This window comes from Geobacter hydrogenophilus (assembly GCF_018501225.1).
Classification (GTDB): Bacteria; Desulfobacterota; Desulfuromonadia; order Geobacterales; family Geobacteraceae; genus Geobacter; species Geobacter hydrogenophilus.
Window position 1 is genome coordinate 292,863 of record NZ_JAHCZI010000002.1, and the last position, 16,098, is coordinate 308,960.

Genomic DNA, 16,098 nt, shown 5'->3' on the forward strand with positions numbered 1-16,098 from the left:
GTGCCTTACCTCAGGTACTCAAATATCTGGATACGTTTGTTATATGTGTCGGCAACAAAGATCCGGTCATGCTTGTCAATGAATAATCCGCTCGGGAGATAGAATTCGCCCGGCCCGTTACCAGGCTTCCCCACGAAAAGGAGAAGTTTCCCTTCCTGGTCAAATATCTGAAAATTATCGAAGGAGGCATCCACAGCATAAACATGAAGATCGCTGTCTACGGCCACTCCCCGCGGTCGCGCGAATGAACCGGGAGCGTCGCCGACTTCGCCGAAACTTTTAAGGAAATTTCCGTCACGATCATATTTTTTTATAGTGAAGTTCATGGAATCGGTTACGTAGGTGTTTCCTTCCCTATCCACCGCTACGTTGGACGGCAAGCTGAGTGGCTCGCCACTCCCGTCGCGGGGAAACTCCCCACGATAATGTCCATCCTTGTCAAACTTTTTCAATTTATGTGCCAACACATCAACCACATACACATCACCGTTACCGGCAACAGCAATCCCGGCCGGCCTATTGAACGTGGTCTCTCCATTGCCAAACTCACGAAGGTACTCTCCCTGGTGCGAAAATACGTATACCCTGGCATTGATTGAATCAGACACCAGCACATTGCCGTTCGAGTCAAAGGCCACTCCAACAGGGCTTGCGAGCGGTTCGTCCCCGGCTTGGCGGATGTAGAAAACCTCACGATTGTTCAAATCGTAGCACTGTACTACCCTTGCCGAGGAATCCGCAACACAGAGGAGGGAGCCACCGTCGCTGGCTAATCCGTACGGTGTCATCAGTGGTATCATCAACCGCTCTTCACCAGTAACAATTTGCCAAAGGCGCCCAACCTTACTCTGAATCGGCACAATCTGTTCTGGTCCGGTTATTTCACGGAGGAATCGGATTCGGGGCGGATTGGGAGGCGGAGGCCAGACAAGATCAACTGCGGGGTCATGGAGAGAAATGGGGGTGGTGCCTACTCCAGTACAACCAGGAAGAAAGAGAACGAGCAAGAGGCATAACAAGTACAGTACAGAACACGAATGACGAACTGACTTCATGCCAGCACCATCCCCACAATCCAGATGGTAAAAAAGACGGCCATCGCCCCCCACCACCGTGCAGCGGCCTTACCGTTCATTGTCCCGCGCTTTGGGAATGCCTTAACAATAAGAACCATTGTCGAGGCTATCCATCCCCACAAACCAACCTGACAGATAACTGCCCAGCCGTCATGCAGCATGGGGGCCCCCCCTGCGAGTCAGTTTTTTGACCAACGAACCTAGCTTTAACTTCCAGACCATCAGGACGGCTTCCCGGACAATCTTCTTCGACATCTTGGAACTTCCCGCATGACGGTCGATGAAGATAATCGGAATCTCGCCGACACGGAAACCTCGCTCGACGCAACGGTAGTTCATTTCAATCTGGAATGAGTATCCGTCAGAACGTATCGTATCCAGGTCAACGGATTCTATCACTCGACGTCGGAAGCACTTGAAGCCGCTGGTGCAGTCTCGAAGCGCAAGCCCGGTTACGAATCGTGTGTAGACACTTGCGAAGTAGCTGAGCATCAGTCGCCTGATGGGCCAATTGACAACGCTTACGCCGTTCAGATAGCGAGACCCGACCACAACGTCATACTTGTCCGTAGCTGCAAGGAGCGCTGGAATAGTTGCCGGATCGTGGGAAAAGTCGGCATCCATTTCGATGATGAAATCAGCCCCGTCCCTCAAAGCCTCTCTGAATCCGTCACAATAGGCTGAGCCAAGCCCCATTTTACCAGAGCGGTGGAGTACGTGGATACGTGGATTGTCACTACTCATCCGGGCAACGATTTCTCCCGTGCCGTCCGGAGAATTATCATCCACCACCAGGACATGTATGTCGTCACGCTGGGCCAGTATCTTCTCTATAAGTGCAACGATGTTGTCACTTTCATTATAGGTTGGTACGATGACAAATACCTTCACCTTATTTTCGCCCTCCACAAAATACGATGGTTCAGATAGGTTATTTCCATGTTGTCGCCGCTGGCAAGTCGGACGCCCATAGCAATAAATTTTGTTTGCAGGATAGAGAATTATGTTTCAACGGGTCAACTGAAGAAAATAACATAGGACCTGTATAAAAATAAGCAACAAAAAAAGGCCATGCGATGCATGACCTTTTTTTGCAGATGGCGGGGTCGACGGGGCTCGAACCCGCGGCCTCCGGCGTGACAGGCCGGCGTTATAACCAACTTAACTACGACCCCAAACTATTCAACTGTTTACTTCAGCAATGTCGTACTGAATAAGTCTCCTTACGACATTATGTGGTGGGCGAAGAGGGGATCGAACCCCCGACATCCAGCTTGTAAGGCTGGCGCTCTCCCAGCTGAGCTATTCGCCCTTATATTTGGCGGGGTCGACGGGGCTCGAACCCGCGGCCTCCGGCGTGACAGGCCGGCGTTATAACCAACTTAACTACGACCCCAAATATAAGCAAGACCGATGAACTAACCACTTAAAATAACGTCAGTTCCGACAACAAAGCCCTTACAAAACGGATTTTGTTTATACCAAACCACCACGCATTCTGTCAACCATAATTTTATTTCTCAATGGGCAGTAACAATATTTGTTGCTTGACCTTCAGAAACGGTTACGCCGGAGGGAGCAACCACGGATAATCTGCCTTCAAGAAGAGCCCTCGACAGGACTTCATCCATATGGGAAACGGTTGTAATAGTCATTCCCTCATATACTTCCTGGGGAATCTCATGAAGGTCTTTCTGATTATCTCCGGGGATTATGACTTCTCTTATCCCACCGCGACGGGCAGCAAGAAGTTTTTCCTTGAGTCCGCCTATGGGAAGTACATTGCCTCTCAGGGTCACTTCTCCGGTCATGGCGATGTCCCGGCGAACACCCCTACCAGTCAAAGCCGAAGTAATTGCCGTTGCGATAGTGATTCCCGCAGACGGCCCATCTTTTGGAATCGCACCTTCGGGAACATGGATATGGATATCGATTGCCTGATAAAAATCCCGCTCGAGCCCAAGAATATGGGCACGTGATCTCACATAAGTCATTGCCGCCTGGGCCGATTCCTGCATTACTTCACCCAGCTTTCCGGTTATCGTAAGCTTCCCCTTTCCAGGAACGATTGCCACCTCGATAGTGAGGAGATCGCCGCCGACTTCCGTCCACGCAAGGCCGGTAACGGCGCCCGCTGAATCTTTTTCCTCGGCCGTTCCAATCCTGAATCGGGGGGGGCCCAGAAAATCCTTGAGGTGCTTGGGCTGGAGTGTAATCTTTTTCTTCTCGCCTTTCACGATGCGGTGGGCAACCTTGCGGCATACCGAAGCTATCTCCCGCTCGAGGTTTCGCACCCCTGACTCGCGCGAATAGAATCTAATCATATCCAAAATGGCTTTCGAGGAAATACTCACCCTATCTTGGGCAAGGCCATTGGCCTCCATCTGTTTTTTCACGAGGTAACGCTCGGCAATTGCAAGCTTTTCATGCTCTGTGTACCCGTCGATTCGGATAACCTCAAGCCTGTCGAGCAGCGGGCGCGGTATCCCATGGATTGAGTTGGCAGTAGCAATAAACATCACGCGGGAAAGGTCATACTCGACATCGAGAAAATGATCGCTGAAATGGGCATTCTGCTCGGGGTCGAGAACTTCAAGCATTGCAGATGCCGGGTCACCGCGGAAGTCCGAACTCATTTTATCGAGCTCATCCAGCAAAAATACGGGGTTATTGCTCCCCGCCTTCTTCAGGTTCTGGATAATCTTGCCGGGCATAGCCCCCACGTACGTGCGACGATGCCCGCGAATTTCAGCCTCGTCACGCATGCCTCCCAGCGACATTTTGACGAATTTTCGGCCCGTCGCAGTTGCAATGGAGCGTGCAAGGGATGTCTTTCCAACCCCCGGAGGGCCAACAAGACAGAGAATTGGCCCCCTGATTTTCTTGACGAGCGTCTGCACTGACAAGAACTCAAGAATACGTTCCTTGACCTTGACAAGACCATAATGATCCGCATCGAGTATTCTCTCTGCGGCAACAATGTTGTGCTTTTCCCTTGAGAGCTTTCCCCACGGGAGTGTAGCAAGCCAGTCAACATAATTTCTGACAACGGCCGCCTCGGCAGAAGCAGGGGACATGAGCTTGAGCTTTTTCAGTTCGGCCAATGCCTTTTGTTTTGCTTCCTTGGAAAGCTTGCCCTGTGAAATCTTTTCCTCTAGTTCTGCGATCTCCTGCTTGTAGTCGTCCTTTCCCCCAAGTTCCTTCTGGATTGCTCTCATCTGTTCATTGAGGTAGTACTCCTTCTGGTTCTTCTCCATCTGCTTCTTGACGCGGGTGCGAATCTTACTTTCGAGCTGTAGAATTTCTACCTCGGACTCCATGAATGCGAGGAGTCTCTCCAGCCGTTGACCCGAGTCAGCAAGAGTAAGAAGTTCCTGCCGATCACTCAGCTTGAGGTTAAGATGAGGCGCCAAGGTATCGGCAAGCCTGCCGGGGTCGGTGATATTGAGGGTCGCATTGACAGTTTCCTGCGGTATTCCCTTAGTCAACTTCACGTAACTTTCAAAGGTAGAACGGGCGCTGCGTACAAGGGCTTCCATCTCAGAGGTTGTTTCAGACTCGCCGGGAAGAGGCTGCACGTCGACAATAAAATGGTTGGCTTCAGGAAGATATGACGCAATAACACCTCGTCTTTTCCCCTCAACGAGAACTTTAACGGTTCCGTCGGGGAGCTTGAGGAGTTGGATCACCTGAGAAACCGTACCAATCGAATAGATATCCTCTTCATTCGGTTCTTCAGTCTTGGCGTTTTTCTGGGTAGCGAGAAATATCAGACGGTTATCGTTCATGGCCGCTTCCAGGGCGGAAATGGACTTCTCCCTCCCGACAAAAAGCGGAACAACCATGTGCGGAAACACAACAATATCTCTTAAAGGTAAAAGAGGGAATCTTTCCAGATCCCCTCTCGTGAGCGATTGACTACCTTGATTATCGTGCATCTAGTTCCTCAAATCAGGCGGATTCCGCCACACTTTCGTAGACTATGATCGGTTTTTCCCGGTTATAGATTACATCTTCGCTTATGACCACTTCCTTTACCATGGTTTGAGAAGGAATCTCGTACATGATATCGAGCATGGCATTCTCAAGAATGGATCGAAGTCCCCGGGCACCGGTCTTGCGCTTCAGTGCCTCACGCGCTATGGCAACGAGGGAGCCATCAGTAAACTTGAGCTTCACGTGTTCCATCTCGAAGAGTTTCTGGTACTGCTTGACAAGGGCACTCTTCGGTTCCTTGAGAATCTGCACCATTGCTGCCTCGTCCAATTCGTGGAGCGTGGCAAGCACCGGAAGCCGCCCGATAAACTCGGGAATAAACCCGAATTTGAGAAGGTCTTCCGGAGTGACGTCGGTAAGGAGTTCGCCTGCCTTCTTCTCCACCTTGCTCTTGACGTCGGCACCAAAGCCAAGGGTCTTGACACCAATACGCTGCTGGATGATGTTATCAAGGCCAGCGAAGGCTCCGCCGCAGATAAACAGGATGTTTGAGGTATCAACCTTGAGAAATTCCTGCTGGGGATGTTTTCGACCACCCTTTGGAGGCACGCTAGCAACGGTGCCTTCTATTATTTTGAGCAATGCCTGCTGAACCCCCTCCCCCGAGACATCGCGGGTTATGGAGGGAGAATCGGATTTGCGGGCAATCTTGTCTATTTCGTCAATGTAGATAATACCCTTCTGGGCACGCTCCACATCGTAATCGGCAGCCTGCAGGAGGTTAAGGATAATATTCTCAACATCCTCACCAACATATCCGGCTTCCGTAAGGTTGGTGGCGTCAGCCATAGCGAACGGAACCCTGAGAATCCGGGCAAGGGTCTGGGCAAGAAGTGTCTTGCCTGAACCGGTGGGGCCCAAGAGGAGTATGTTGCTTTTCTGCATCTCCACGTCGCTTGGCTTACCCATGGACTCGATGCGCTTGTAGTGATTGTAGACAGCAACGGCAAGGATTTTCTTGGCCCGGTCCTGACCGATGACATACTCATCGAGAACATCCTTGATTTCACGGGGCTTGGGAAGCTTCTTTACGTCCGGTCCCATGGCCTCTTCAAGCTTGCTTTCTTCGGCAATAATATCATTGCAGAGTTCGATGCATTCATCACAAATATAGACAGTCGGCCCTGCGATGAGCTTCTTCACCTCATCCTGGCTCTTGCCACAGAAAGAACAAGTCAGATTTTCGCTGCTGTCGTTTCTTCTACTCACCGAGAACCTCCGCTGGTGGGTTTTCGCGCTATAATATCGTCAATAATACCATACGATTTTGCTTCTTCACCAGACATAAAATAATCACGCTCGGTGTCAGCTTCAACCTTCTCGAGAGCCTGCCCTGAATTTTCGGCTATGATTTCGTTGAGCCTCTTTTTCATCTTCAGGATTTCCTGGGCGTGGATGTGAATATCGGTAGCCTGCCCCTGGAAACCGCCAAGCGGCTGATGGATCATGATCCGGGAATGGGTCAAGCTGAACCGTTTCCCCTTTTCGCCGCCGGAAAGGAGAAGAGCTCCCATTGAAGCGGCTTGGCCGACGCAAATTGTGGAGACGGGAGCCTTTATATACTGCATGGTATCGTATATCGCCATACCAGCAGTCACGACCCCCCCCGGAGAGTTGATATAGAGGTGAATATCCTTATCCGGATCCTCGGCCTCCAAGAAGAGAAGCTGGGCAATCACAAGATTTGCCACGTGATCGTCAATGGGGCCGCCAAGAAAAATGATCCGGTCCTTCAGAAGGCGCGAATAGATGTCGTAAGAGCGCTCTCCCCTGCCGGTTTGTTCGACCACGATCGGTACGAGCATATTCCCTCCGGAAACCACAAGTTAATATATTAGAGTTCGTCCTTGGCCACTTCCGTTACAACAGCGTTCTCCAGAAGATACCCCAAGACTTTTTCCTCGTTCAGATGAGCCACAAGATTTTCCTTGGCATTATGGTTCTGCTCGTGGAAGTCCTTTACCCGATCAAAGTCCTGTCCTGCCTCTTCGGCCATGGCACGGAGCTTAGCCTCGACATCAGAATCATCTACGGTGATTCCTTCCTTTTTAGCCACGGCTTCCAGGAGCAGCGACCCTTTGACCTGACTCTCGGCGGAATCACGATAATGGGCCTTGAAGCTCTCATCGTCCATCCCCATCATTTCCAGAGAAAGGCGCTGTTGAGCAAGGCGGTTTTTCATATTTGACAGCATCATTTGAAGCTGCCGCTCCACCAGAGTCGACGGGACTTCGATCTCGTTTTTCCCGATGAGTGCCTTGACGACACGGTCCTGCACATCAGCTTTGATCCTGGCGGTTTCCTGATCTTCGTGCAACTCGGCAAGCTTGGCTTTCAGCTGCTCAAGAGTCTCAAACTCGCCAAACTGCATCGCGAACTCGTCGTCAAGCTCCGGGAGTTCCTTAACCTTCACCTCCTTGACCGTAACGGCGAAGCTAGCCGCCTTTCCGGCAAGATCCTTGTTCCCGTACTCCTCGGGGAACGTTACCTCAACGGTTCTCTGCTCCCCGGACTTGACACCAACAAGCTGGTCCTCAAAACCCGGAATGAAACGTCCGGATCCAAGTTCGAGCTGATAGCTTTCGGCAGCTCCGCCTTCAAAGGGTATGCCGTCGACTGACCCGACAAAATCAATCACGACGAAATTGCCAGTCTCGGCGCCTTTATCTTCCTCCAGCGGCTTGAGTTCGGCCATCCCTTCCCGCATCTCGTTGAGGCGAGCCTCCACGGGTGCATCATCGGAAACGAATTTTTCCTTCTTCACCTCGAGCCCTTTGTAATCCTTGACATCAATCTCCGGGATAACCTCAACCGTTGCCGAATATTTCAACGATTCGCCACGCTTCACTTCATCACTTTCGATGTGAGGATGGGCAACAGGAAATATTTTATGGTCGGCTAAGGCCTTAAAATAGGTCTCGTCGAAAAGGTTCTTGAGAACGTCACTCTCCATCATCGACCGGTAATTCTGTTCCACAAGGGAACGGGGAACCTTTCCCTTCCTGAACCCTTTGATGGCTGCACGCTTCTGAATCTGACCAAAAACCTTTTCGATCTCGGCAGAAACACGCTCCGCCGGAATTTCGAAAGAAATCTTCTTTTTCACGCTGCTGAGAGACTCGACAGTACTCGTCATCACTTATCCTTTCTTTTCTGGATTATTTGAATATCAGACAGAGGCGTTACTGAACGAAAGGCAGATTGAATTGAATTGGACATCTATCGGGAGGGAATCCTCTGTATAACTGGGATGGTGCGAGAGAGGGGAGTCGAACCCCTACGGTTGCCCGCTGGATCCTAAGTCCAGTGCGTCTGCCAATTCCGCCACTCTCGCAGATGTACGAACTACCCACATACGAAGAAGCCCCGTTAATCACGGGGCTTTGCATTAATTGGGGTGGCTAGTGGGATTTGAACCCACGGATGCATGAGTCACAGTCATGTGTGTTAGACCCCTTCACCATAGCCACCATAATTTGGGTTTTGGCACGCCTGAGAGGATTCGAACCTCTGACCTACGGATTAGAAGTCCGTTGCTCTATCCAGCTGAGCTACAGGCGCAGAGATGGTCGGGGTGAGAGGATTCGAACCTCCGACCCCCTGCTCCCAAGGCAGGTGCGCTAGCCAGGCTGCGCTACACCCCGCAAGAAGTTGCATTAATAGCACACCCCTTGAGGGCATGCAAGCTTTTTTCTACGTCACGCCTTAGATAATTTCCCTTCAGCAACTCTAGAGCTTTGCCTCGGTGGCTGAGTCGATTCTTTCTTTCCAGAGGCAACTCTGCGAGGGACAATCCTTCTTCCTCCACAAAGAACAGGGGATCATATCCAAACCCTTCACCCCCTTGGGGAGCTTCAAGGATAGATCCTCTGAGTTCTCCCGAAAAGGTGGTGCATGAACCATCAGGCAAACAGAGCGCTATAACGCAATGGAAAGCAGCTCCGCGCCTTTCGGGAGGGATTCCCCGTAACTCTTCAAGGAGCTTTGCGTTATTCGTCTCGTCAGTGGCACCAGTCCCTGCATAGCGGGCAGAAAAAACGCCCGGCTTCCCACCGAGAGCATCAACGGCAAGCCCTGAATCATCTGCTAACGCAGGAAGTCCGGTTAATTGCGCTATTGCAGAAGCCTTCTTAACCGCATTCTGCTCAAACGTTACGCCGTCCTCCTCTATCTCTGGAAGATCGGGAAAATCCGCAAGAGAGTACATTCTGCAGTGAACTCCTTCGAGAATCTTTCCAATTTCCAGGAGCTTCCCCTTATTCCTCGTGGCGACAATCAAGTCAGTCATCGGGAAAGAGCCTCATTCTGAATAGAGAAAAGCTTTCGTATTCCCTCCACTGCAGCGACACGCATGCCGTCCATCTGTTCAACGGTAAAAGGCTCCGACTCGGCAGTACCCTGGACTTCTACAAAACGGTCAGATGATGTCATGACAAAATTCATATCGACTTCAGCCGCTGAATCTTCCACGTAATTCAGGTCCAATAGAATCTTGCCATCCACGATTCCGACACTGACCGCCGCAACGGCTTCCTTGATCGGGAGCGACGGCAACGTACCACGCTCCACAAGCAAGTGCAAGGCATCCACCAAAGCGACATAGGCGCCGGTTATAGAGGCAGTCCTGGTCCCTCCGTCAGCCTGAATTACATCACAGTCTACGAGGACACTTCTCTCCCCGAGAAGCGTCAAATCTGTGACGGCACGAAGCGAACGGCCGATCAGCCTCTGTATTTCGTGGGTCCTTCCACCGATTTTTCCACGGGCAGCTTCGCGCGAAGAACGCGTATGAGTCGAACGGGGAAGCATCGAATACTCGGCAGTCACCCAACCGGTCCCCTTCCCCCGGAGAAAGGGAGGGACACCCTCTTCCACCGATGCGGTACAGATAACCTTGGTGTCGCCGAACTCCACAAGCACAGCCCCTTCCGCATGCTTGATATAATGCCGAGTAATGTTTATGCCCCTGAGGCTACCCGCCTCACGGCCGTCCGAACGCATATTTCACCTCTTCATGCTAAATTTTAAGCTGCGTACACTAAACGATAGACTGGAGTATGTCAATCCACATGACATGACGCGACCTTACACCTCACGTTTCGGCTCGTCAAAATTCCGTTTTTCTCTGAGTCCCTGCAATGTTTGCGGCTTGATGTCGATAATATTAAGCTCAGTCAGGAGTCTATTGGCAAGGAAATCCTCGGCTTCGTGAATTGCCTCCGGTGAAGCGGGCACATTTTCAATCTTTCCCCCTGCCATCATGCCATGGCCGCCAGCATTCCCTCTTCCCTCAACCAACACCCCAATAAGAATACCGGCATTTAGATCATGCCGGATCGTGCGTAACGACAACAGCATCCCATCACCGTACTGCCCCATGGCAAGCACTAATTCTATTCCTTCCAACCTTAAGAAAAAATCTGCCATTTCGGCAACCATTTCGGGGAAATTCATCTGTGCAAGATTAGTTATCAGGAGCTTCCCGTAGATCTTGGTATTTTCGAGAGCCCTATTCACCATAAGAAAATATTCGACAGGGAGTTTCGGATGAGTGATTTCGTAGAGAAGTTTCTTGTTGGAAAGTGTGAACAGCTTGAGATAAGCGTCTCGGTCAGGCTTGTTCGCCTCCCTGCCGAGATCCTGAGTTTCTGATTTTATGGCGTAAAAAAGCGCTGTTGCCAGCTTGGTCCCCAGATAGACGCCTTGAGTCACGAGGTATTCGTAAAGTATGGTTGCCGTGACTCCGTAATCCTCACGAATATCGACCCATCGGCACTTCTTGCTTGTTTCCCGCATCGGATGATGATCGACGAGAATATCAACACTTCTGTCGGCTGGCAGTGAGTTGTTCCCGGTCCCTGGCTGGGTGTCCAGCATGCAGACCACGGAGAACTCCCGGAAGTTAATAAACCCTATGGGAGTAAGGGGAATTTCGAGTTCCTTCGCCATGGCAAGATTCTCGCTCCGACTAATCATGCCCGAAAAAGCGATTGTTGCCTCGCGGTTGACCTTCATAACGAAGAGGTGACGAAGCGCTATGGCCGAAGCGAGACAGTCCGGGTCAGGGTTATCATGGATCACTATCAGTATTTTGCCTCTGCCTCTGACCCAGTCGAGCATTTCATCCGTGAAACGCTTCGTATCCAGATTTTCTGACCCGAACCCCATAAAAAGTACTCCTGAACGTGCCATCATTTTGAGACAAAAAAAGAGAGGAAAGACCATGCTTTCCTCTCTTTGAATCCTCTTGGGATGACCTATTAGCCCAAGAACAAATTATGATTTCTCGCCCGATTGGCCAGAATTGTCGGGTCTATCACTTCGCCGCAGCAGGTGCATTTCCAAGCGTCGAACGACCTTACAAAATCATAAAACTTTTCAGCAAACATTCTCCCTTTGCACTTTGGACATTTCATTTGGAGCCCCCCCACTGCAGAGTTTGATGTGAGTGCAATGAGGATTTCACCATATGTGCCAAGCGGGTCAAGTTCTAATGAATTGTACTCCCGATCTTGATCCAATCAACAATTATTCGTGCTAATTCAAGGCGTTGCATCGTCCAGAAAATATCGTTCAAGCTTGTCCACAGTCACTTTCCCTATGCCTGAAATTCGCTCAAGGTCTCTAATAGACCTGAAACCGCCATTGTATTGACGGTCAAATACAATCTTTCGTGCGAGGGCTGGTCCAATCCCGGGAAGTAGCTCCCATTCTGATTCGGTCATTGTGGCTGGGTCAAGAGGAATACCTAGAAGCATCCTTTCAGCTGCAGGCATCATTTTTAACGAAATTTTGGCTGGTTCTGATGCATCCATCTCAAACAGTACCCAATCTCCATCCTTGAGACGAGTGGCAGGGTCGGACAATTTTGTAGCATTTGCCGGGAGTCCTCGATACGCCATATTTATGACGCTCCTTAAGACTGCGTCTTCGGGAAGACAATAAATGCCTGACTTTCCTTGAATGCCGGTAACCTTAACCCTAACGCCATTGGAGCGGTCAAAAAGAAAGGCCGTGGATCCACCCTCAGTGGGTGGCAATCCACGGCCTTTCGTGATCAAAATAGTACTTGCCAGAACTGCTAAGGTCCAGAGCGCAATGAAATGCGCCCGTTCCCTCATTTTCTGACGCCCTCCGCATCCTCTGCCCTGTGGAGTTTGTACTCAATACTGTCGATCAGAGCCTGATAGGAGGCATCGATGATGTTTTCCGAGACACCAACCGTTCCCCACCGTGCTTCCTTGTCGCCCGACTCGATGAGAACGCGAATGGATGAGGCTGTGCCCTGCCCTGCCGGCAGGACGCGAACCTTGTAGTCGAGAAGTTTCACTTCCTTCAGTTTCGGATAGAACTTCTCCAGGGCCTTGCGAAGGGCATTGTCGAGAGCATTGACTGGACCGTTGCCTTCAGCCGCAGTGTGCTCAACCTTGCCGCCAACCTTGACCATGATAGTCGCCTCGGAAAAAGGCTTCTGGTCTTCGTGGCGTTTCTCATCAATAACCCGGAAACCGATAACCGAGAAAAACTTCCGATGAGTACCGAGAGCACGCTTCATCAGCAATTCAAATGAAGCCTCGGCCCCCTCAAACTGGTACCCCCGGTTCTCCATCTCTTTAATGTTATCGAGGATTTCAAGGGTAACCGGATCCTTGCTGTCCATGTTGATATTGAATTCCTCGGCTTTGGCAAGGATATTGGAGCGGCCGGAGAGGTCGGAAATGAGCACCCGGGTCATATTGCCGACCAGTTCAGGCCTCATGTGCTCATAGGTCTCGGGATGGCGCTGAATGGCGCTCACGTGGACTCCGCCCTTGTGGGCAAAGGCTGAATTACCCACATAGGGTTGATGTTTGTCAGGGGAAAGGTTCGCCAGTTCGTACACAAAACGGGAGAGATCCCGAAGTTTCTTCAATTGCTCATCACTCACGCACTCCGCCTTCATCTTGAGCCTAAGAGCAGGCATAATGGAGCAGAGATTGGCGTTACCGCACCGCTCACCAAAACCGTTGATGGTGCCCTGAACTTGCACAATCCCCTCATTTACCGCATGGAGAGAGTTGGCGACCGCACACTCGGAGTCATTGTGTGTGTGAATGCCCAAGGGAGCTGAGATGTGCTTGCGAACCTCGCGGATAATCTCGGCAAGCTCGAACGGCATAGTGCCGCCGTTGGTGTCACAAAGCACAATGCAGTCGGCCTTGGCATCCTGGGCAGCCTTGAGGGTTTTGATGGCATAGTCGGGATTGGCCTTGTAACCGTCAAAGAAGTGTTCTGCGTCGTAGAAGACCTCGGGAACCCGGGTCTTCAGATATTCAAGTGAATCGAAGATCAGCTCGAGATTCTCCTCGTTGGAAATGCGCAATGCTTCCCGAACATGAAAATCCCAGGTCTTGCCGAAAATGGTGCAGACATCGGGCTCGGCCTGCACGAGGGTCTTCAGGTTGTGGTCTTTGTCAGGGGTTATCTTGGCGCGGCGGGTCGAACCAAAGGCGGCGATCTTCGCCTGGGAGAGCTTCTCCTTCTTGATGTCCTTGAAGAAGGCGACATCCTTGGGGTTGCTGCCGGGCCACCCCCCTTCAATGTAGTGGATTCCGATCTCGTCAAGCCTATTGGCGATACGGATCTTGTCTTCGACGAGGAACGATATGTCCTCTGCCTGGGTGCCGTCACGAAGGGTGGTATCGTACAGTTTAACGAGACTCATTGATTCACCTTTGAAATGAAGTGTTAGATACGCGTATAGCGTTTAGCATGCCGGCGTTGCCGGACACTAGACGCTATACACGAATACGCTGAAGTTAATCTGAAGCTATTTGCCGGAAAGGCCGAATGCCTCGTGGAGCACCCTCACGGCGAGCTCCGTGTACTTGGCGTCAATAACGACAGATACCTTGATCTCGGAGGTGGAAATCATCTGGATATTGATTCCTTCGTTTGCAAGGGTTTGGAACATCTTGGTGGCAACACCGGCATGGCTCCGCATGCCGACGCCGACGATGGAGACCTTGGATATGCTTTCGTCGGCCGACACGCCAGTAGCCTTGATCTCAGTGGCAATTTCCTTGGTGATGGCAAGTGCCTTTTTGAAGTCGGCCTTGGTGACAGTAAAGGTGAAATCGGTAAGATCGCCACCACTCACGTTCTGGACGATCATATCGACCGAGATGTTGGCATCGGAAAGGGACGACAAAATCTTGGCGGCAATCCCCGGTTTGTCCGGCACGCCCAGTACGGCAATCTTGGCTTCGTTCTTGTCGTAGGCGATACCCGAAACGAGTACAGCTTCCATGTCCTTATCCTCCTTGGTGACCATAGTCCCTTGATTGTCATTGAAACTTGAGCGGACATGTATGTCCACGTTGTATTTCTTGGCAAACTCGACTGAACGAATCTGGAGCACTTTCGCCCCAAGGCTTGCAAGTTCAAGCATCTCGTCGTAGGAAATCTTGTCGATCTTACGGGCGTCCTCGCAGATGTTGGGGTCGGTGGTATAGACCCCGTCAACGTCAGTGTAGATTTCGCAGACATCTGCCTTCATGGCGGCAGCCATGGCAACGGCCGAGGTATCGGAACCACCGCGCCCCAGCGTAGTAACGTTGCCGTCCTTGTCGATCCCCTGGAAACCGGCTACGACAACGATGGTCCCGTCCTTGAGGTCAGCCCTCACCTTTGCGTCGGGAATCTCTTCAATGCGGGCCTTGCTGAAGACGCTGTCGGTAATAATCGGCACCTGCCAGCCATGGTAGGATTTCGCTTTGTATCCCATGGATTTGAGACACATGGCAAGAAGGGCGATGGATACCTGCTCACCCGAGGCAACCAGAACGTCATACTCTCGGTTATCGGGAAACTCGCACACCTCATTGGCCAGGGCCACGAGCTTGTTGGTTTCGCCGGACATGGCCGAAACGACGACCACCATATCGTTGCCCGCGTCGTAGGTCTTGGCGACCCTCTTGGCAACATTGCGGATCCGTTCAATCGATCCCATTGAGGTGCCGCCGTATTTTTGGACCACCAGAGCCATCTACCGTTCCTCCTTTACGTATCGAGTCCTAATGAATACGCCGCTTCGCGTCGTCCCTTAATAGCAGGAATCCAAACGACGGTCAAAACATTTTTTTAATAATGCCTCATGGTTTGAGCCGTGGGGAATAAAGTCGATACGCCGCTCGGTATCGCTTAAATAATCAAATATAATATCAAGCCGTTCCGAAGGGGTATCAGAACCAAGCCGTTCGGCCCACTCGACGAGGCAGACTCCATCCCCATGGAAGTACTCGTCAAAACCGAGTTCTGCTGCATCATCGACGCCACCAAGACGGTAGAGATCGAAATGGTAAAGTCTGATTCGCCCCAGGTATTCATTCAGAAGGGTAAACGTAGGACTTGTAACGGGCACAGAGCTAGCAATGCCCAGACCGGTGGCTACCCCCCGAACAAACTGGGTCTTGCCTGCGCCCAACTCTCCGGTAAGGGCGATAAAGCTCCCCGGCTCCAGCAGTCGCCCAAGCCGCTCACCAAGCAGGATAGTTTCTTCAACACTGTGTGAAGTAACTGAAACCACAACGCGCTACTTCACCATTGTTCTGATGAGGTCAATGCGGGAAACCATGCCGACGAGCCGTTTTCCCTCCACGACCGGCAAGGCATGGAGCTTCTTGCTGCTCATGATGTCGGCCACCTCGCTCACGGGGGTATCCGGCGTCACCATCTCCGCACTGCCGGTATAGAGATCCCCAACCGTCTGGCCGGTCATCTTCTGGAGTTCCTTTTCGAATTTCTTCTCGCTCTCCAGGTAAATGACCCAGTCGAAAAGGGAGATGACCGTAGGTATGTGAAGGCTTTTATCCTGTTCGATGAGGTCCGATTCAGTGACAATGCCGATGAGGTTGCCGCTCTCATCCACTACCGGCACGCTGCCGACCCGATGTTTCGTGAAGATCTCCGCCAACTCCCTGATTGTGGTTTCCCTTTTGACCGACACGACATCAGTCGTCATTATATCGCGCACTTTCAGCATATT

The 16,098-nt window shown here is 51.4% G+C and carries 15 protein-coding genes and 7 tRNA genes; all 22 read right to left on the reverse strand.

Annotated elements, in window-relative coordinates:
- Positions 1-5 precede the first annotated feature (5 nt).
- The 22 genes from KI811_RS04950 to KI811_RS05055 all read right to left on the reverse strand — a co-directional run bounded on the left by KI811_RS04950 (position 6) and on the right by KI811_RS05055 (position 16,095).
- Positions 6-800: a 6-bladed beta-propeller gene (locus tag KI811_RS04950; RefSeq protein WP_246551374.1), complete on the reverse strand. Its 795-nt coding sequence runs from the start codon at positions 798-800 to the stop codon at positions 6-8.
- Between the two features lie 251 nt (positions 801-1,051).
- The gene (locus KI811_RS04955) at positions 1,052-1,237 is read right to left on the reverse strand and encodes a hypothetical protein (protein WP_214185383.1); all 186 of its coding nucleotides are present in this window, start codon (positions 1,235-1,237) and stop codon (positions 1,052-1,054) included.
- The gene (locus tag KI811_RS04960) at positions 1,227-1,967 is read right to left on the reverse strand and encodes a polyprenol monophosphomannose synthase (protein ID WP_214185384.1); all 741 of its coding nucleotides are present in this window, start codon (positions 1,965-1,967) and stop codon (positions 1,227-1,229) included. Before KI811_RS04960 ends, KI811_RS04955 begins: the two co-directional genes overlap by 11 nt.
- Positions 1,968-2,174: 207 nt before the next feature.
- A tRNA-Asp gene (locus tag KI811_RS04965) sits at positions 2,175-2,251 on the reverse strand.
- Between the two features lie 61 nt (positions 2,252-2,312).
- Positions 2,313-2,388, reverse strand: a tRNA-Val gene (locus KI811_RS04970).
- Between the two features lie 7 nt (positions 2,389-2,395).
- Positions 2,396-2,472 (reverse strand) — tRNA-Asp (locus KI811_RS04975).
- 124 nt (positions 2,473-2,596) lie between these two features.
- The gene (gene lon / locus KI811_RS04980) at positions 2,597-5,014 is read right to left on the reverse strand and encodes an endopeptidase La (RefSeq protein WP_214185385.1); all 2,418 of its coding nucleotides are present in this window, start codon (positions 5,012-5,014) and stop codon (positions 2,597-2,599) included.
- 13 nt (positions 5,015-5,027) lie between these two features.
- On the reverse strand, positions 5,028-6,281 hold the full coding sequence (clpX, locus tag KI811_RS04985; protein ID WP_004511973.1) for an ATP-dependent Clp protease ATP-binding subunit ClpX: 1,254 nt from the start codon (positions 6,279-6,281) through the stop codon (positions 5,028-5,030).
- On the reverse strand, positions 6,278-6,877 hold the full coding sequence (gene clpP / locus KI811_RS04990; RefSeq protein WP_214185386.1) for an ATP-dependent Clp endopeptidase proteolytic subunit ClpP: 600 nt from the start codon (positions 6,875-6,877) through the stop codon (positions 6,278-6,280). The genes clpX and clpP overlap by 4 nt, the downstream gene beginning before the upstream one ends.
- 29 nt (positions 6,878-6,906) lie before the next feature.
- Complete coding sequence (gene tig, locus KI811_RS04995) at positions 6,907-8,208, reverse strand: trigger factor (RefSeq protein WP_214185387.1); 1,302 nt, start codon at positions 8,206-8,208, stop codon at positions 6,907-6,909.
- A gap of 115 nt (positions 8,209-8,323) precedes the next feature.
- A tRNA-Leu gene (locus KI811_RS05000) sits at positions 8,324-8,406 on the reverse strand.
- A gap of 59 nt (positions 8,407-8,465) precedes the next feature.
- Positions 8,466-8,542 (reverse strand) — tRNA-His (locus KI811_RS05005).
- 14 nt (positions 8,543-8,556) lie between these two features.
- Positions 8,557-8,633: transfer RNA gene (locus KI811_RS05010), tRNA-Arg, on the reverse strand.
- 5 nt (positions 8,634-8,638) lie between these two features.
- Positions 8,639-8,716 (reverse strand) — tRNA-Pro (locus KI811_RS05015).
- Positions 8,707-9,360: an XTP/dITP diphosphatase gene (locus KI811_RS05020; RefSeq protein ID WP_246551376.1), complete on the reverse strand. Its 654-nt coding sequence runs from the start codon at positions 9,358-9,360 to the stop codon at positions 8,707-8,709. The genes KI811_RS05015 and KI811_RS05020 overlap by 10 nt, the downstream gene beginning before the upstream one ends.
- Positions 9,357-10,073: a ribonuclease PH gene (gene rph, locus KI811_RS05025; RefSeq protein ID WP_214185388.1), complete on the reverse strand. Its 717-nt coding sequence runs from the start codon at positions 10,071-10,073 to the stop codon at positions 9,357-9,359. The genes KI811_RS05020 and rph overlap by 4 nt, the downstream gene beginning before the upstream one ends.
- Before the next feature lie 84 nt (positions 10,074-10,157).
- Positions 10,158-11,240 carry a DHH family phosphoesterase gene (locus KI811_RS05030; RefSeq protein WP_214185389.1) on the reverse strand — a complete coding sequence of 361 codons (1,083 nt, stop codon included), beginning with the start codon at positions 11,238-11,240 and terminating at the stop codon, positions 10,158-10,160.
- A gap of 374 nt (positions 11,241-11,614) precedes the next feature.
- Positions 11,615-12,193: a ComEA family DNA-binding protein gene (locus KI811_RS05035; RefSeq protein WP_214185390.1), complete on the reverse strand. Its 579-nt coding sequence runs from the start codon at positions 12,191-12,193 to the stop codon at positions 11,615-11,617.
- A complete protein-coding gene (gene cimA / locus KI811_RS05040) occupies positions 12,190-13,776 on the reverse strand; it encodes a citramalate synthase (RefSeq protein WP_214185391.1) in 1,587 nt (528 codons plus the stop codon). The genes KI811_RS05035 and cimA overlap by 4 nt, the downstream gene beginning before the upstream one ends.
- Positions 13,777-13,881: 105 nt before the next feature.
- The gene (locus KI811_RS05045; RefSeq protein WP_004511964.1) at positions 13,882-15,099 is read right to left on the reverse strand and encodes an aspartate kinase; all 1,218 of its coding nucleotides are present in this window, start codon (positions 15,097-15,099) and stop codon (positions 13,882-13,884) included.
- Between the two features lie 57 nt (positions 15,100-15,156).
- Positions 15,157-15,639, reverse strand: a complete 483-nt coding sequence (gene tsaE, locus KI811_RS05050; RefSeq protein ID WP_214185392.1) for a tRNA (adenosine(37)-N6)-threonylcarbamoyltransferase complex ATPase subunit type 1 TsaE — start codon at positions 15,637-15,639, stop codon at positions 15,157-15,159.
- Positions 15,640-15,645: 6 nt separating this feature from the next.
- Positions 15,646-16,095 (reverse strand): CBS domain-containing protein, encoded by a 450-nt coding sequence (locus tag KI811_RS05055; protein WP_214185393.1) that lies wholly within the window; start codon positions 16,093-16,095, stop codon positions 15,646-15,648.
- Positions 16,096-16,098: the final 3 nt, after the last annotated feature.

Excerpts from the sequence above, each read along its gene's own strand:
- KI811_RS04950 (WP_246551374.1), bottom strand. The coding sequence starts at position 800 with ATGATACCACTGATGACACCGTACGGATTAGCCAGCGACGGTGGCTCC.
- KI811_RS04955 (WP_214185383.1), bottom strand. The coding sequence starts at position 1,237 with ATGCTGCATGACGGCTGGGCAGTTATCTGTCAGGTTGGTTTGTGGGGA.
- lon (WP_214185385.1), bottom strand. The coding sequence starts at position 5,014 with ATGCACGATAATCAAGGTAGTCAATCGCTCACGAGAGGGGATCTGGAA.
- clpP (WP_214185386.1), bottom strand. The coding sequence starts at position 6,877 with ATGCTCGTACCGATCGTGGTCGAACAAACCGGCAGGGGAGAGCGCTCT.
- tig (WP_214185387.1), bottom strand. The coding sequence starts at position 8,208 with ATGACGAGTACTGTCGAGTCTCTCAGCAGCGTGAAAAAGAAGATTTCT.
- KI811_RS05020 (WP_246551376.1), bottom strand. The coding sequence starts at position 9,360 with ATGACTGACTTGATTGTCGCCACGAGGAATAAGGGGAAGCTCCTGGAA.
- rph (WP_214185388.1), bottom strand. The coding sequence starts at position 10,073 with ATGCGTTCGGACGGCCGTGAGGCGGGTAGCCTCAGGGGCATAAACATT.
- KI811_RS05030 (WP_214185389.1), bottom strand. The coding sequence starts at position 11,240 with ATGGGGTTCGGGTCAGAAAATCTGGATACGAAGCGTTTCACGGATGAA.
- KI811_RS05035 (WP_214185390.1), bottom strand. The coding sequence starts at position 12,193 with ATGAGGGAACGGGCGCATTTCATTGCGCTCTGGACCTTAGCAGTTCTG.
- cimA (WP_214185391.1), bottom strand. The coding sequence starts at position 13,776 with ATGAGTCTCGTTAAACTGTACGATACCACCCTTCGTGACGGCACCCAG.
- KI811_RS05045 (WP_004511964.1), bottom strand. The coding sequence starts at position 15,099 with ATGGCTCTGGTGGTCCAAAAATACGGCGGCACCTCAATGGGATCGATT.
- KI811_RS05055 (WP_214185393.1), bottom strand. The coding sequence starts at position 16,095 with ATGCTGAAAGTGCGCGATATAATGACGACTGATGTCGTGTCGGTCAAA.